Raw genomic sequence first — 16209 nt, forward strand, 5'->3', positions numbered from 1 at the left:
GCACTGCGCTTTCGCGAGCAGGCTCGCTCACACAGGGTTTTGCATCGCTTGTTAGCGTTGTATCCAGTTTTTGCGTCGATTTATCACAGTTTGTATCTGGCCATAGGTCGTCAGACCATTTCGTGGTTAACTTCGGCCTCGTCAAAAATCTTCACATCAACCATCAGAAGGACTCCGTTCATGGCTCAAGTCACTCTCAAAGGCAACCCGGTTCAAGTCAACGGCCAACTGCCACAAGCCGGCTCCAAGGCGCCAGCCTTTTCCCTGGTGGCGGGCAATCTGTCCGACGTGACCCTGGCAAGTTTTGCCGGCAAGCGCAAAGTGTTGAACATCTTCCCAAGCGTCGACACCCCGACCTGCGCTACCTCCGTGCGTAAGTTCAACGCCCAGGCCAATGACATCGCCAACACCGTGGTGCTGTGCATCTCCGCTGACCTGCCATTCGCCCAGGCCCGTTTCTGCGGCGCCGAAGGCCTGGACAACGTGCAGAACCTGTCGACCCTGCGCGGTGCCGAGTTCATCGAGAACTACGGCGTAGCGATTGCCGATGGCCCACTCAAAGGCCTGACGGCCCGTGCCGTCGTGGTGCTGGACGAAAACGACAACGTCCTGCACAGCGAACTGGTCAAGGAAATCGCTGAAGAACCGAACTACGAAGCCGCACTTGCCGTTCTGAAATAAGCAAACGTTTACAAATGTTAACGGCCTGGCCCTGTCCAGGCCGTTTTCATTTGTGCTTCAGTACCTTAGACGAACCTCCCGTAACGTAAGCCGAAGGTAAATTGCCGGTAAAGGCGCTTTGCTAAACGCCTTCCAGTGCTTATCGTTCAGCCTCCCGTAGAAAAAGCCCACGCGCCCAATGGTTGATCATTCAATGCAATCCTCCGCTTCCCGTAGTTCCCGTCGCTGGCTGTTCGGCCTGCTTGTGCTGTTGGTCATCGCCGTCCTGTGCTGGAAGTTCTGGCCCGGCGGTGCTGCGCCAAAAGAAGGCGCGGGGCAAAAAGCCGTAGCCGGGCACACGGGTCGGTCCGGGGGGATGCGTCCGGGTTTCGGTGGAGCGGCCGGCCCCGTGCCGGTGCGGGTGGCGCCGGCGGTGAAGGGTGACTTCCCGCTGTACTACAAGGCGCTGGGCACCGTGACGGCGCAGAACACCATCAATGTGCGCAGCCGGGTCGGCGGCGAATTGATCAAGATTGCGTTCGAAGAAGGGCAGATGGTCAAGGCCGGCGATCTGCTGGCTGAAATCGACCCTCGTCCTTACCAGAACGCCTTGCTGCAGGCCGAAGGCACCTTGCTGCAGAATCAGGCGCAACTGAAGAACGCCCAGGTCGATGTCGAACGCTACCGCGGCCTGTATCGCGAGGACAGTATCGCCAAGCAGACCCTGGACACCGCCGAAGCGCTGGTGGGCCAGTATCAGGGCACGGTCAAGACCAACCAGGCGGCGGTCAACGACGCCAGGCTCAATCTGGAATTCACCCGGATCCGCGCACCGATCACCGGCCGCGTGGGTCTGCGTCAGCTGGACGTCGGCAACCTCGTCGCCGCCAATGACACCACGGCGTTGGTAATCATTACCCAGACCCAGCCGATCAGCGTTGCCTTCACCTTGCCGGAAAACAGCCTCGACGTGGTGCTGGCCCGCTATCGTACCGGCGCCAAATTGCCCGCCGAAGCCTGGGACCGTGGCGACACCAAGTTGCAGGCCACCGGCGTGTTGCAGAGCCTGGACAACCAGATCGACGTCACCACCGGCACTTTGAAATTCAAGGCGCGCTACGAGAACCGTGACCAGGCGTTGTTCCCCAATCAATTCGTCAACGTCCATCTGCTGGCCGACACGCTCAAGGATGTAGTGCTGGTGCCCTCGGCGGCGATCCAGTTCGGCACCAACGGCACCTTCGTCTACGCGATGGAAGGCGACAAGAAGGTCACGATCCGTCAGCTGAAAGTGGGCGCCAGTGACGGTGACAACACCGTCATCACCGAGGGCCTGGCCGCCGGTGATCGAGTGGTGCTGGAAGGTACCGACCGCCTGAAGGAAGGCAGTGAAGTGGAAGTGGTCAACGACAGCAAGGATGTACCGACCACCCCCACCGAACACCTGCAAGGCAAGTCGGCCGCCACCGCGCCTGACGCGACCGGCACCGACAAGGCGAAAAAGGGCGGCGCATGAACATCTCGCGGCTGTTCATCCTTCGCCCGGTCGCCACGACCCTGAGCATGCTGGCCATTATTCTGGCCGGTGTGATCGCTTATCGGTTGCTGCCGGTGTCGGCCTTGCCCCAGGTCGATTACCCGACCATTCGCGTCATGACGCTGTACCCCGGCGCCAGCCCGGATGTCATGACCAGCGCCGTGACCGCGCCACTGGAGCGTCAGTTCGGGCAGATGCCCGGCCTGACCCAGATGGCCTCGACCAGTTCCGGCGGCGCTTCGGTGCTGACCCTGCGTTTCAGTCTCGACATCAACATGGACGTCGCCGAGCAGCAAGTGCAGGCGGCGATCAACGCCGCGACCAATCTGCTGCCCACTGACCTGCCGGCGCCACCGGTGTACAACAAGGTCAACCCGGCGGACACCCCGGTGCTGACCCTGGCCATCACCTCCAAGACCATGCTGTTGCCCAAGCTCAACGACCTGGTCGACACCCGCATGGCGCAGAAGATCGCCCAGATCAGCGGCGTCGGCATGGTCAGTATCGCCGGTGGCCAGCGTCAGGCCGTGCGGATCAAGGTCAACCCCGAGGCCCTGGCGGCCAACGGCCTGAACCTGTCTGACGTGCGGACCCTGATCGGCGCTTCCAACGTCAACCAGCCCAAGGGCAACTTCGACGGCCCGACCCGGGTGTCGATGCTCGATGCCAACGACCAGCTGACCTCGCCCAAGGATTACGCCAACCTGATCCTGGCTTACGCCAACGGCGCGCCGTTGCGGCTCAAGGACGTGGCAGAGATCGTCGACGGCGCCGAGAACGAACGCCTGGCGGCCTGGGCCAATGAAAACCAGGCGGTATTGCTGAACATCCAGCGCCAGCCCGGTGCCAACGTCATCGAAGTGGTCGACCGGATCAAGGCCTTGCTGCCGAGCATCACCGACAACTTGCCGGCCGGTCTCGATGTGGTGGTGCTCACCGACCGCACCCAGACCATCCGCGCGTCCGTCACCGATGTGCAGCACGAATTGCTGATCGCCATTGCCCTGGTGGTCATGGTGACTTTCCTGTTCCTGCGCCGCGCCAGCGCCACGATCATTCCATCGGTGGCCGTGCCGCTGTCGTTGATCGGTACCTTTGGCGTGATGTACCTCGCCGGTTTCTCGGTCAACAACCTGACCCTGATGGCCCTGACCATCGCCACCGGTTTCGTGGTGGATGATGCGATCGTGATGCTGGAGAACATTTCCCGCTACATCGAAGAGGGCGACAGCCCGCTGAATGCGGCGCTCAAGGGCGCCAAACAGATCGGCTTCACCCTGGTGTCCCTGACCCTGTCGCTGATCGCGGTGCTGATTCCATTGTTGTTCATGGCGGACGTGGTGGGGCGCCTGTTCCGCGAATTTGCAATCACCCTGGCGGTGGCCATCCTGATCTCGCTGGTGGTGTCCCTGACCTTGACGCCGATGATGTGCGCACGGCTGCTCAAACGCGAACCCAAGGAAGAAGAACAGGGGCGTTTCTACCGAGCCAGCGGCGCAACAATTGATTGGATGATCGCGGCTTACGGGCGCAAGTTAAAGTGGGTTCTCAAGCATCAACCGCTGACGTTGCTGGTGGCCATCGGCACCCTGGCGCTGACCGTGTTCCTGTACATGGTGGTGCCCAAGGGCTTCTTCCCGGTGCAGGACACCGGTGTGATCCAGGGCATTTCCGAGGCGCCGCAGTCGATTTCCTTTGCGGCAATGAGCGAACGGCAACAGGAACTGGCCAAGGTGATCCTTGCCGATCCGGCGGTGGAGAGTCTGTCGTCCTATATCGGTGTCGACGGTGATAACTCGACGCTCAACAGCGGCCGGCTGCTGATCAACCTCAAGTCCCACGGCCATCGTGACCTGAGCGCGACCGAAGTGATTGGCCGTTTGCAACCTGAGCTGGACAAGCTGACCGGCATTCGCCTGTTCATGCAGCCGGTGCAGGATTTGACCATCGAAGACCGGGTCAGCCGCACCCAGTACCAATTCAGCATGTCATCGCCAGACTCGGAGTTGTTGAGCCTGTGGAGTGGCCGCCTGGTGGACGCCCTGGCCCAACGGCCGGAGCTGACCGACGTCGCCAGCGATCTGCAGGACAAAGGCTTGCAGGTCTACCTGGTGATCGATCGCGACGCGGCGTCGCGGGTCGGCGTATCCGTGTCGAACATCACCGATGCGCTGTACGACGCCTTCGGCCAGCGGCAGATTTCCACCATCTACACCCAGGCCAGCCAGTACCGCGTGGTCCTGCAATCACAGGCCGGCGAGAAGATCGGCCCGGACGCGCTCAATCAGATTCACGTCAAGACCACCGATGGCGGGCAAGTGCGCCTGTCCAGCCTGGCGCGCCTCGAAGAGCGTCAGGCGCAGTTGGCGATCACCCATATCGGCCAGTTCCCGGCGGTGATGATGTCGTTCAACCTGGCACCCGGCGTAGCGCTGGGTCATGCGGTGGAAATCATCGAACAGGTGCAACAGGACATCGGCATGCCGATCGGCGTACAGACCCAGTTCCAGGGCGCGGCCGAGGCATTCCAGGCTTCGCTGTCGAGCACCTTATTGCTGATCCTGGCGGCGGTGGTGACCATGTACATCGTGCTCGGCGTGCTGTACGAGAGCTATATCCACCCGATCACCATCCTCTCGACCTTGCCCTCGGCGGCGGTCGGCGCCTTGCTGGCGCTGCTGTTGAGCGGCAACGACCTGGGGATGATCGCGATCATCGGCATCATCCTGCTGATCGGTATCGTGAAAAAGAACGCGATCATGATGATCGACTTCGCCCTCGACGCGGAACGCAACCAAGGCCTGGACCCGGAGACGGCGATCTACCAGGCGGCGCTGCTGCGCTTCCGGCCGATCCTGATGACCACACTGGCCGCGTTGTTTGGCGCGGTGCCGTTGATGCTGGCCAGCGGTTCCGGCGCCGAGCTGCGCCAACCGTTGGGTCTGGTAATGGTCGGCGGTTTGCTGGTGAGTCAGGTATTGACGCTGTTCACCACTCCGGTGATTTACCTGTACTTCGACCGCCTTGGTCGTCGCTGGGGGCGCAAGTCCGAGTCTGTGGAAGTGGTTGAGCAGCCATGAACCTCTCCGGACCTTTCATCAAGCGCCCGGTCGCCACCATGTTGCTGAGCCTGGCGATCATGCTGCTGGGCGGCGTGAGCTTCGGCCTGTTGCCCGTGTCGCCGCTGCCGCAAATGGACTTCCCGGTAATCGTGGTCCAGGCCAGCCTGCCCGGGGCGAGCCCGGAGGTGATGGCCTCGACCGTGGCCACGCCGCTGGAGCGCTCCTTCGGTGCGATTGCCGGGGTGAACACCATGAGCAGCCGTTCCAGCCAGGGCTCGACCCGGGTGATCCTGCAATTCGACCTCGACCGCGATATCAACGGCGCGGCGCGGGAAGTGCAAGCGGCGATCAACGCCTCCCGCAACCTGCTGCCGAGCGGGATGCGCAGCATGCCGACCTACAAGAAGGTCAACCCGTCCCAGGCGCCGATCATGGTGCTGTCGCTGACTTCGGACGTGCTGGAAAAAGGCCAGCTCTATGACTTGGCCTCGACCATCCTGTCCCAGAGCCTGTCCCAGGTGCAGGGTGTCGGCGAAGTGCAGATCGGCGGCAGCTCCCTGCCGGCGGTGCGTATCGAACTCGAGCCCCAGGCGCTTAACCAGTACGGCGTGGCGCTGGACGATGTGCGCAACACCATCGCCAATGCCAATGTGCGCAGGCCAAAAGGGTCGGTCGAAGACGGCCAGCGGTTATGGCAGGTGCAGGCCAACGATCAATTGGAGAAAGCCAAGGATTACGAGTCGCTGATCATCCACTATGCGGATGGCGCGGCCCTGCGCCTGAAGGATGTGGCCAAGGTCAGCGACGGCGTCGAGGACCGCTACAACAGCGGTTTCTTCAACGACGACGCGGCGGTATTGCTGGTGATCAACCGGCAGGCCGGCGCTAACATCATCGAGACGGTCAACGAGATCAAGGCCCAGTTGCCGGCGTTGCAGGCGGTGCTGCCGGCCAGCGTCAAGCTGAACCTGGCGATGGACCGGTCGCCGGTGATCAAGGCGACCTTGCACGAAGCGGAGATGACCCTGCTGATTGCCGTGGCCCTGGTGATCCTGGTGGTGTTCCTGTTTCTGGGTAACTTTCGCGCGTCGTTGATTCCGACCCTGGCCGTACCGGTGTCGCTGGTCGGCACGTTCGCGGTGATGTACCTCTACGGATTCTCCCTGAACAACCTGTCGCTGATGGCGCTGATCCTGGCCACCGGGCTGGTGGTGGACGATGCCATCGTGGTGCTGGAGAACATTTCCCGGCACATCGATGAAGGCGTACCGCCCATGAAAGCGGCGTATCTTGGGGCGCAGGAAGTCGGTTTCACCTTGCTATCCATGAACGTGTCGCTGGTGGCGGTGTTTCTGTCGATCCTGTTCATGGGCGGGATCGTTCAAAGCCTGTTCCGTGAGTTTTCCATCACCCTGGCGGCGTCCATCGTCGTGTCGCTGGTGGTCTCGCTGACGCTGACGCCGATGCTTTGTGCCCGCTGGCTCAAGCCGCACACGCCGGGCCGGGAAAACCGTCTGCAGCGCTGGAGCCAGCGGGCCAACGCCTGGATGGTTGGCAAATACGCCACCAGCCTCGACTGGGTGCTGCGTCACCGGCTGCTGACACTGCTCAGTCTGCTTGTGACAGTTGGCGTTAACATTGCACTGTACGTCGTTGTTCCTAAAACATTTTTGCCTCAGCAGGATACCGGTCAGCTGATCGGTTTCGTGCGCGGTGACGACGGCCTGTCGTTCAGCGTGATGCAGCCGAAAATGGAGATCTTCCGGCGTGCGGTGCTCAAGGATCCGGCGGTGGAAAGCGTCGCCGGCTTCATCGGTGGCACCAACGGCACCAACAACGCCTTCATGCTGGTGCGCCTGAAACCGATCAAGGAACGCAACCTGTCCGCGCAGAAAGTCATCGAACGCCTGCGCAAGGAAATGCCCAAGGTCCCCGGCGCGCAACTGATGCTGATGGCCGACCAGGACCTGCAGTTCGGCGGTGGCCGCGAACAGACCTCGTCGCAGTATTCCTACATCCTGCAAAGCGGCGATCTGGGGGCATTGCGCGAGTGGTACCCCAAAGTCGTGGCCGCGCTCAAGGCATTGCCGGAGCTGACGGCGATCGACGCCCGTGAAGGCCGTGGCGCCCAGCAAGTCACGCTGATTGTCGATCGCGATCAGGCCAAACGCCTGGGCGTCGACATGGACATGGTCACCTCGGTGCTCAACAACGCCTACAGCCAGCGGCAGATTTCGACGATTTACGACAGCCTCAACCAGTATCAGGTGGTGATGGAGGTCAATCCGAAATACGCCCAGGATCCGATCACCCTCAATCAGGTGAAGGTGATCACCGCCGACGGCGCGCGGATTCCGTTGTCGACCATCGCTCATTATGAAAACAGCCTGGCAGACGATCGGGTCAGCCACGAAGGCCAGTTCGCCTCCGAGAGCATTGCCTTCGACATGGCCGAAGGCGTGACGGTGGAGCAGGGCACGGCCGCCATCGAGCGGGCGATTGCCAAGGTCGGCTTGCCCGAAGAAGTGATCGCGAAAATGTCCGGCACCGCCGATGCGTTTGCCGCCACCCAGAAGAGCCAGCCGTGGATGATTCTCGGGGCGCTGGTGGCGGTGTACCTGGTGTTGGGCGTGCTGTATGAAAGCTACATCCATCCGCTGACCATTCTCTCGACCTTGCCCTCGGCCGGGGTGGGCGCGCTGCTGTCCATCTACGCGCTGGGCGGCGAGTTCAGCCTGATCTCGTTGCTCGGTCTGTTTTTGCTGATTGGCGTGGTCAAGAAAAACGCCATTCTGATGATCGACCTGGCCTTGCAGCTCGAACGGCATCAGGGCCTGGAACCGCTGGAATCGATCCGCAGTGCCTGCCTGCAACGTTTGCGGCCGATTCTGATGACCACGCTGGCCGCAATCCTCGGCGCATTGCCGTTGCTGCTGAGCCGCGCCGAAGGGGCGGAAATGCGTCAGCCGCTGGGCCTGACCATCATCGGCGGGTTGATCTTCAGCCAGGTGCTGACCCTTTACACCACCCCGGTGGTTTACCTCTATCTCGACACACTGCGCCATCGCTTCAATCACTGGCGTGGGGTGCGTACCGATGTTGCTCTGGAAACTGCGCTATGACTTCCCGTTCGCTGTTCAACCTCGCTGCACCCGTGGTCACGGCCCGAGGTGCGCGTTTACTCAGCCTGTCGCTGTGCGTGGCGCTGCTCAGTGCCTGCGCCATCGGCCCGGATTACCAGCGCCCCTCAGCCGCTGCGCCGGTGCAATACAAGGAAGCGGCCGGCTGGCGCCAGGCCAATCCGAGCGATTCCCTGGCCCGCGGCGCCTGGTGGGAGTTGTATGGCGATCGGCAGCTCAATGGCTTGATCGAGCAACTCAACAACGCCAACCAGACCGTCGCCCAGTCCGAGGCCCAATACCGTCAGGCCCAGGCCTTGGTTCGCACTGCCCGTGGGGCGTTTTTCCCCACCGTGGACCTGACGGTCGGCAAAGACCGTTCCAGCCAGGGCACCGGTAGCAGCAGCTCGAGCCTGACCAGTACCTCCAGTGGTATCCGTGACACTTACACCGCGCAGGCCGGAGTCAGTTGGGAAGCCGACGTCTGGGGCAAACTGCGCCGGGGCCTTGAAGCCGACACGGCCAACGCCGAGGCGAGTTTTGCCGATCTGGCGGCAATGCGCCTGAGCCAGCAATCGGAACTGGTGCAGAACTACCTGCAATTGCGGGTGATCGATGAGCAGAGACGGTTGCTGCAAGCGACGGTCGAGGCGTATCAGCGCTCGCTAAAAATGACCGAAAACCAATACCGCGCCGGGGTTTCCGGCAAGGACGCGGTGGCTCAGGCCACCACTCAGCTCAAGAGTACCGAAGCCGAGATGGTCGACCTGATCTGGCAGCGTGCCCAGTTCGAGAACGCCATTGCGGTACTGATCGGGCTGGCGCCGGCTGACTTCAGTCTGGCAGAAACCCAAGACATCCCGGCGTTACCGGAGGTGCCGCTGAACCTTCCTTCCCAGTTGCTGGAGCGCCGCCCGGACATTGCCTCTGCCGAGCGCTCGGTGATGGCGGCCAACGCCAACATCGGCGTGGCCAAGGCCGCCTACTACCCGGACCTGACGTTGAGCCTGAACGGAGGTTACAGCAGCAGTACCTCCAACAACTGGTTCAGCGTGCCTAACCGCTTCTGGTCGGTCGGACCGCAGCTGGCAATGACCCTGTTCGACGGCGGTCAGCGCTCGGCGGAAGTCGACCGCAGCGAGGCCGCCTACGACGAGACCGTGGCCAAATACCGTCAAACCGTGCTCGATGGTTTCCGTGAGGTGGAAAACTACCTGGTTCAACTCAAGGTCCTGGAAAACGAAGCGGGCGTACGCCAGGAAGCACTGGACGCGGCGCGTGAATCGCTGCGCCTGACCCAGAATCAGTACAAGGCCGGGGTGATCGCTTATCTCGACGTGGTGGTGGTGCAAGCCACGGCATTAAGTAACGAGCGTAACGTGCTGAATTTGTTGCAAAGCCGGTTGATTGCCAGTGTGCAGCTGATCGCGGCGCTGGGCGGCGGGTGGGATGGGGCGGTGCAGGTGAGCGACAACCTGTAATTGAATGGACTCGCCCAAGCCGAGGCGTCTATGCGCCACGGTGGCATTCTATGAAAGCCAACGACAGCGAGGGCGAGGCCATGAGCAAGCATACGACGATAAACAAATCCTTGTCGCCAGCTGATCTTGCGGCGATCCGACAAGCCAGCTCCTAAGTGACCGGTGTTCTGCCCAAACGCGGGACCGCGCATGACCTTCTTTTGACGTCAAACAAGCGTTTCATCGGCCTGATGGCCTTTTGCTAATTTTGTCAGTGCGTTCTTTTGCGCATTCAGTACAATCGCCGCATTTGCCCCCTCGAGAGCGGAAGTCGTCGGACGGGGCGGTCGCGAGAAGTCCCATGCTCATCGGTAACTATTCCCCCACGCTGGTTATCATCTCGCTCTGTGTCGCGATTCTCGCGTCCTATACCGCGCTCGACCTCACGGAACGCATCGCCACGGCCAAAGGGCGCGCCGTGCATTTATGGACCGCGGGTGGCGCCTTTGCCATGGGGACCGGGGTGTGGTCGATGCATTTCATCGGCATGCTTGCGTTCAAACTGCCCATCGACCTCGGATACGACGTCAGCCTCACCTTGCTGTCACTGCTGATCGGGATCCTGTCCAGCGGCTTTGCCTTGTGGCTGGTCAGTCAGGCGCAGTTGCCGGCCTGGCAACTGGCGTTCGGTGCGTTGGTCATGGGCGCCGGAATCAGTGCCATGCATTACACCGGCATGGCCGCCATGCGCATGCAGCCGGGTATCGATTACGATCCGACACTGTTCGGCGCCTCGCTGCTCATTGCGGTCGGCGCGTCGGGCGCCGGGTTATGGATCGCTTTCCGTCTGCGCCAACACAGCCCTTATGTCATCCTGATCCGTGGCGGTGCAGCGGTCATCATGGGTATCGCCATCGTCGGCATGCACTACACCGCCATGGCCGCGGCGCGCTTCGCCGACGGCAGTTTCTGTGGCGCGGCCATCGACGGCTTGAACGGCAAGGGCCTGGACAACCTGGTGCTGATCACCACCCTGGCCATATTGACCATTGCCTTGCTGACGTCGGTGCTCGATGCACGCATGGAGGCGCGCACCGCAAGCCTTGCCCACTCGCTGACCGAAGCCAATCGCGAACTGACCCAATTGGCCCTGCATGACACCCTGACCGGCCTGCCGAATCGGGTGTTGCTGGCTGACCGCATCGATCAGGCGATGTCGAAGGTGCAGGAGCAGGGCGGGTGTTTTGCGTTGATGTTCATCGATCTGGACGGTTTCAAACCGGTCAACGATGCCTTCGGTCATCACATGGGCGATCAGTTGCTGCGAGCGGTCGGCCTGCGGTTGCGCGAGGAATTGCGCAGTCAGGACACCCTGGCACGGATCGGTGGCGATGAGTTCGTGCTGCTGGTGCAACTGGGCGAGGAGAATGATGCATTGAGCCTGGCGGCCCGCCAGGTCGGATTGATCGCGCGCCCGTTCCGGGTGGCCGAACATGACTTGCAGATCTCCGCCAGTGTCGGTATCGCCGTCTATCCGGGCAATGGCCAGACTGCCGAGGAGTTGCTGATGAACGCCGACGCGGCGATGTATCACGCCAAAGGCACTGGAAAAAACGGCTACCGCTTCTTCGACGCCTCGATGAACAGCAATGCGCGCAAGCAGCTGCAACTGCTGCAAGACTTGCGTAATGCACTGGACCAGCAGCAGTTCAGCCTCTATTACCAACCCAAGTTCGATGCGGCCAATGGCCATCCGGTCGGCGCCGAAGCGCTGCTGCGCTGGGAGCACCCGACCCAAGGCATGCTCCTGCCGGACAAGTTCATCGACCTGGCGGAGAAAACCGGGCTGATCATTCCGATTGGCGACTGGGTGCTCAACGAGGCCTGCCGGCAGATGCGCGAATGGTATCTGCTCGGCTACACCGACTGGCGCATCGCGGTGAATCTCTCGGCCTTGCAATTCTGCCACGTCGAGCTGGTGCAGAGCGTTGCCAAAGCCCTGGCCACGCACCATTTGCCGGCCAACAGCCTGACCTTGGAAATCACCGAGACCACCGCCATGAACGACGCCGATGTGAGCATGGCGGTGCTTCAGGAGTTGTCGGCAATGGGCGTCGACCTGTCCATCGATGACTTTGGCACTGGCTATTCGAGTTTGATGTACCTCAAGCGCCTGCCGGCCAATGAGCTGAAGATCGACCGGGGGTTTGTCCGCGATCTGGAACACGACAGCGACGACGCCGCCATCGTTTCAGCCATCGTCGCCCTCGGCCAGGCCTTGGGTTTGCGGATCGTCGCCGAAGGCGTGGAAACCGGGGTGCAACAGGACTTCCTGACGAAACTCGGCTGCGACTCGTTGCAAGGCTATCTGCTCGGCCATCCGCTGCCGGCTGCGCGCTTCATGGCCGATATTCTGCGCGGCGAGCAACTGGCTGCCGGTTGAAGGGTGGCCTTTGTAGGAGCCAGGCTTGCCGGCGAACCAGGCGCTGCGGTGTATCTGCTGCATTGCGTCATCGTTCTTCGCGGGCAAGCCTCGCTCCTACAGGCGAACCAGACGCTGCGGTGTATCTGCTGCATTGCGTCATCGTTCTTCGCGGGCAAGTCGGATCGCCGCACCGCTCGCTCCTACAGGTCATGCAAAAACCATAAATGGCGGTTATTCTTTGCTCCGACTGCTTACGCTTGAAAACGGGGAAAGCCAGCATGGATAAAGTCATCGTCATCACCGGCGGCAGCCGCGGCATCGGCGCCGCCACCGCCTTGTTGGCCGCCGAACAGGGCTATCGGATCTGCATCAACTATCAGACCGACGAAGCAGCAGCCCAGACGGTGCTGGATCAAGTCCGTGCCCTCGGCGCGCAAGCCATTGCGGTACGCGCCGATGTCAGCATCGAAGACGAAGTGATCGCCTTGTTCCATCGCGTGGACACCGAACTGGGGCGGGTCACCGCACTGGTCAACAACGCCGGCACCGTGGGCCAGAAGTCCCGGGTCGAGGAAATGTCCGAATTCCGCATCCTCAAAACCCTCAAGACCAACGTCCTGGCGCCGATCCTCTGCGCCAAGCATGCGCTGCTGCGCATGTCGCCCAGACACGGCGGGCAAGGCGGCAGCATCGTCAACGTGTCCTCGGTCGCCTCGCGCCTGGGATCACCCAACGAATACGTGGACTATGCGGCGTCGAAAGGTGCACTGGACAGCTTCACCATCGGCCTGTCCAAGGAAGTGGCGGGCGAAGGTATCCGTGTCAACGCCGTGCGGCCGGGATTCATCTACACCGACTTCCATGCACTGAGTGGCGATCCGGACCGGGTCAGCAAGCTGGAATCGGCGATCCCCATGGCGCGGGGCGGGCGGCCGGATGAAGTGGCGGAGGCGATTGTGTGGTTGTTGTCGGATAAGGCGTCGTATGCGACGGGGACGTTCGTCGACCTTGGTGGCGGTCGCTGAATGACTGTCTACTGTCATTGTTGACAGTAGACGATGATACCCGGCGCGCTTAGATTGCGAGTGACTCCCAATAGTCGAGCGCCATAATTGCACAACCACACGCCTTCAATCAGTGTCATTGAACCACGCGGTTTACCTGTTCGTGCAATGGCCTATTATCGGCGCGCAATCGGCGATCCTGTCGAGGCTCGGGTCACGCATCAGCTATACGACGCTGCTGGCCGGCTCACTCAACAACGCGATCCCCGGTTGTTTGCACTGTTGCAGTCGGGCACTTCGGTGCCGACAAACCTGTCGACTTTTCACGATCTGTCAGGGCAGACGCTTTGCAGTGACAGCGTCGATGCGGGCTGGCAGCTTGACCTGTCCGGTGCGGGCGGGCCGGCGTGTGAATCGTGGGATCAGCGAGGCTGGCATCGTCGTACCGAGCATGATTCCTTGCTGCGACCGGTAGCGATTCATGAGTATTGCTTCGAGGAAACCGAGCGCTGTGCCGAACGGATCATCTGGGCCAGTTCCTCTCCAGAAAATGCACTGCACAATCGTTGCGGCCAACCGGTGCGTCATGATGATCCAGCAGGTAGCCGATGGCTGCCCGAGTATGGACTGACGGGAGCGGTCCTGGCTGAGGACCGGCGTTTCCTCGACAGCCTTGAACCGCCTGACTGGCCCGTCACCGAAGCTGAGCGCAACTCGTTGCTGGAGCCGGGTGACGGTTCGCGTTCTGCATGGCACTTCGCGGCGACCGGCGAAGCGCTGAGCCAGACCGATGTTAAAGGTCATGTCCGGCACTTCGCGCATGATCGGGCCGGTCAACTGCGCGAAGTTCGCCTGCAGCGCTCCGAACAGACCACTGCCGAGACGCCGGTCAGTGGCATCGAATACAATGCTTCAGGGCAGGTTCAACAGGAGCTGACCGGCAACGGCATGCGAACCTTTTCCAGTTATGATCCGGCCGATGGCCACCTCCTGTCGCTGGCCAATCAAGACCCGGGCGGTGTGTTTTTGCAGAACCTGAGCTACCGCCATGACCCGGCTGGCAATATCACGCAGATCGCGGATGCGGCATTACCCATACAGTACTTCGCCAATCAACGGATCGAACCGGTTCGACATTTCGCCTACGACACCCTGTACCAGTTGATCGAAGCCTCGGGCTGGGAATCCGCCAAGCCGTCACTGGGACCGGCACTACCGGTCTGGCAACCCTTCGGCCCACTCGACGCGAGCCGCTGGTGCAACTACAGCGAAACCTACCATTACGATGAGGCGGGCAATCTGCTGCAACGCGTTCATCAGGGGGCGGTGGATGACACCTTGAACATGCAGGTGGCGCCGCACAGCAATCGCAGCATCAAAATCCGACCGGGCGCGAACCTTGACGAGCTGTTCGATGCCCGCGGCAATCTGCTGGAACTGCAACCGGGGCAAAGGTTGCAGTGGAACGGCCGTAGTCAGTTGACGCAGATTACCCAGGTTAGTCGAGCAGACGGCAACGATGACCTGGAGCGGTATGTGTATGACAACGAAGGGCAACGCCTGCGAAAATGGCGCACCGCTGCGGCGAAATCTGTCACTCATGCGGGCGAAGTGCGTTATCTGCCGGGCATCGAATTGCACACCGACAGCGCCACCGGCGAGCGGTTGCAGGTGGTCAGTGTTCAGGCTGGCCGCTGTTCGGTGCGCCTGCTGCATTGGGACAGTCCGCCACCCAATGGCGTGGACAATGATCAGTTGCGTTACTGCTTCGACGATCACCTGGGGTCCAGTGCAATCGAGGTGGATGCGCAGGCGAAACCGATCAGTCAGGAAGTGTATTACCCATTTGGTGGCACGGCCTGGTTGGCGGGGCAGCATGAGGTGGAGACCAGCTACAAGACCATTCGTTATTCAGGCAAGGAAAGGGACACAACGGGGCTTTATTACTACGGTGCGCGCTATTACGCGCCGTGGCTACAGCGGTGGTTGAATCCGGATCCGGCGGGAGAAGTGGATGGGTTGAATTTTTTTCGTTTCGTGAGAAATAGTCCGGCTAACTTTGTTGATGTCCAGGGGCATTTTCCGGTTTTACGAAAATTTTTCGACTATCGCCTCGAGACTCGTACTGGAATTCGCCACCTAATAACCCAACGTGGTTTGAAAAGCTTCGGTAAAAAATCTCCTGAGGTGTCTCGGCTTTTGAATGAAGGTCTGAAAAAAGCTAAAGATGAAGTAACGCGAACTCTATTTGAGCTTCGCGAGAATAAGCATGATACAAATTCGTACGACAATTTTTTTGGTAAACAGACTGAAGATGGTGTTGTTCAGTTGGAGGACCACTACCAGAGTATATTGTCGAATATTGAGCGCATTCAGAAAAAGCCGGAGAAATTTGTTTTCTTTAGAGATGATGAAGGCAAGCGTTCCAAGGCTAGCGCTTTTATATATCACGAAGATAGAAGGCATAAAGTATATATCAATTCGACATTTATTGATTCGGCAACAGTTGGTGACATTGCGCATGTATTGGTGCATGAATTTAGCCATCAAAATGTTGCGGGCAAGGCAACTAAGGATTATTGGTATTTGTACTCAAGTTTTGGTGATGTAGCGGACCGTACGGATGACCGATCAACATGGGATGATCAAAACCAGACTGCGTCACGGGCAACGGCAATAACGCTGGCGGGGGTTTACCCCAATGAGATTCATCCCAAGATTCAACATAATTTTATTGAGGAGGCTGGGGGCGCCAACATTGAGGAGGCTGCAAGAAGGTTTAGAGCAGATCCATCTCTTAGAAGCAGAATGGCACTCAGAAATGCGGATAATATTGCGGGTTTCGTTTTTTCGGATAGAAGGAGAACAAGTCAAATAAGCGATGATGGCTGGCCATTATAATCATGCTCCCATTTATAGAAAGGCATTTCAGCAAAGCATCC

Annotated in this window: 8 protein-coding genes; all 8 read left to right on the forward strand. The window is 60.4% G+C overall.

What is annotated here, in order from left to right; all coding sequences use genetic code 11:
• Positions 1 to 180 precede the first annotated feature (180 nt).
• Positions 181 to 681 (forward strand): thiol peroxidase, encoded by a 501-nt coding sequence (tpx, locus tag F8N80_RS28005; protein ID WP_150744081.1) that lies wholly within the window; start codon positions 181 to 183, stop codon positions 679 to 681.
• A 178-nt stretch (positions 682 to 859) separates the two neighbouring features.
• Positions 860 to 2176, forward strand: a complete 1317-nt coding sequence (locus F8N80_RS28010; protein WP_150744082.1) for an MdtA/MuxA family multidrug efflux RND transporter periplasmic adaptor subunit — start codon at positions 860 to 862, stop codon at positions 2174 to 2176.
• Positions 2173 to 5277, forward strand: a complete 3105-nt coding sequence (locus tag F8N80_RS28015; RefSeq protein WP_150785170.1) for an MdtB/MuxB family multidrug efflux RND transporter permease subunit — start codon at positions 2173 to 2175, stop codon at positions 5275 to 5277. The genes F8N80_RS28010 and F8N80_RS28015 overlap by 4 nt, the downstream gene beginning before the upstream one ends.
• Entirely contained in the window at positions 5274 to 8381 is a 3108-nt protein-coding gene (locus F8N80_RS28020) for an efflux RND transporter permease subunit (RefSeq protein ID WP_150785171.1), read from the forward strand. Before F8N80_RS28015 ends, F8N80_RS28020 begins: the two co-directional genes overlap by 4 nt.
• Positions 8378 to 9859: an efflux transporter outer membrane subunit gene (locus tag F8N80_RS28025; protein WP_150744085.1), complete on the forward strand. Its 1482-nt coding sequence runs from the start codon at positions 8378 to 8380 to the stop codon at positions 9857 to 9859. Before F8N80_RS28020 ends, F8N80_RS28025 begins: the two co-directional genes overlap by 4 nt.
• A gap of 340 nt (positions 9860 to 10199) precedes the next feature.
• Positions 10200 to 12281, forward strand: coding sequence for a putative bifunctional diguanylate cyclase/phosphodiesterase (locus tag F8N80_RS28030; RefSeq protein ID WP_150785172.1), 2082 nt, complete (start codon positions 10200 to 10202; stop codon positions 12279 to 12281).
• A 260-nt stretch (positions 12282 to 12541) separates the two neighbouring features.
• Positions 12542 to 13288, forward strand: coding sequence for an SDR family oxidoreductase (locus tag F8N80_RS28040; RefSeq protein WP_150744087.1), 747 nt, complete (start codon positions 12542 to 12544; stop codon positions 13286 to 13288).
• A gap of 87 nt (positions 13289 to 13375) precedes the next feature.
• A complete protein-coding gene (locus tag F8N80_RS28045) occupies positions 13376 to 16168 on the forward strand; it encodes an RHS repeat-associated core domain-containing protein (RefSeq protein ID WP_150785173.1) in 2793 nt (930 codons plus the stop codon).
• Positions 16169 to 16209 lie beyond the last annotated feature (41 nt).

Origin of the sequence: Pseudomonas fluorescens, from assembly GCF_902497995.1 — a bacterium.
Classification (GTDB): domain Bacteria; phylum Pseudomonadota; class Gammaproteobacteria; order Pseudomonadales; family Pseudomonadaceae; genus Aquipseudomonas; species Aquipseudomonas fluorescens_BK.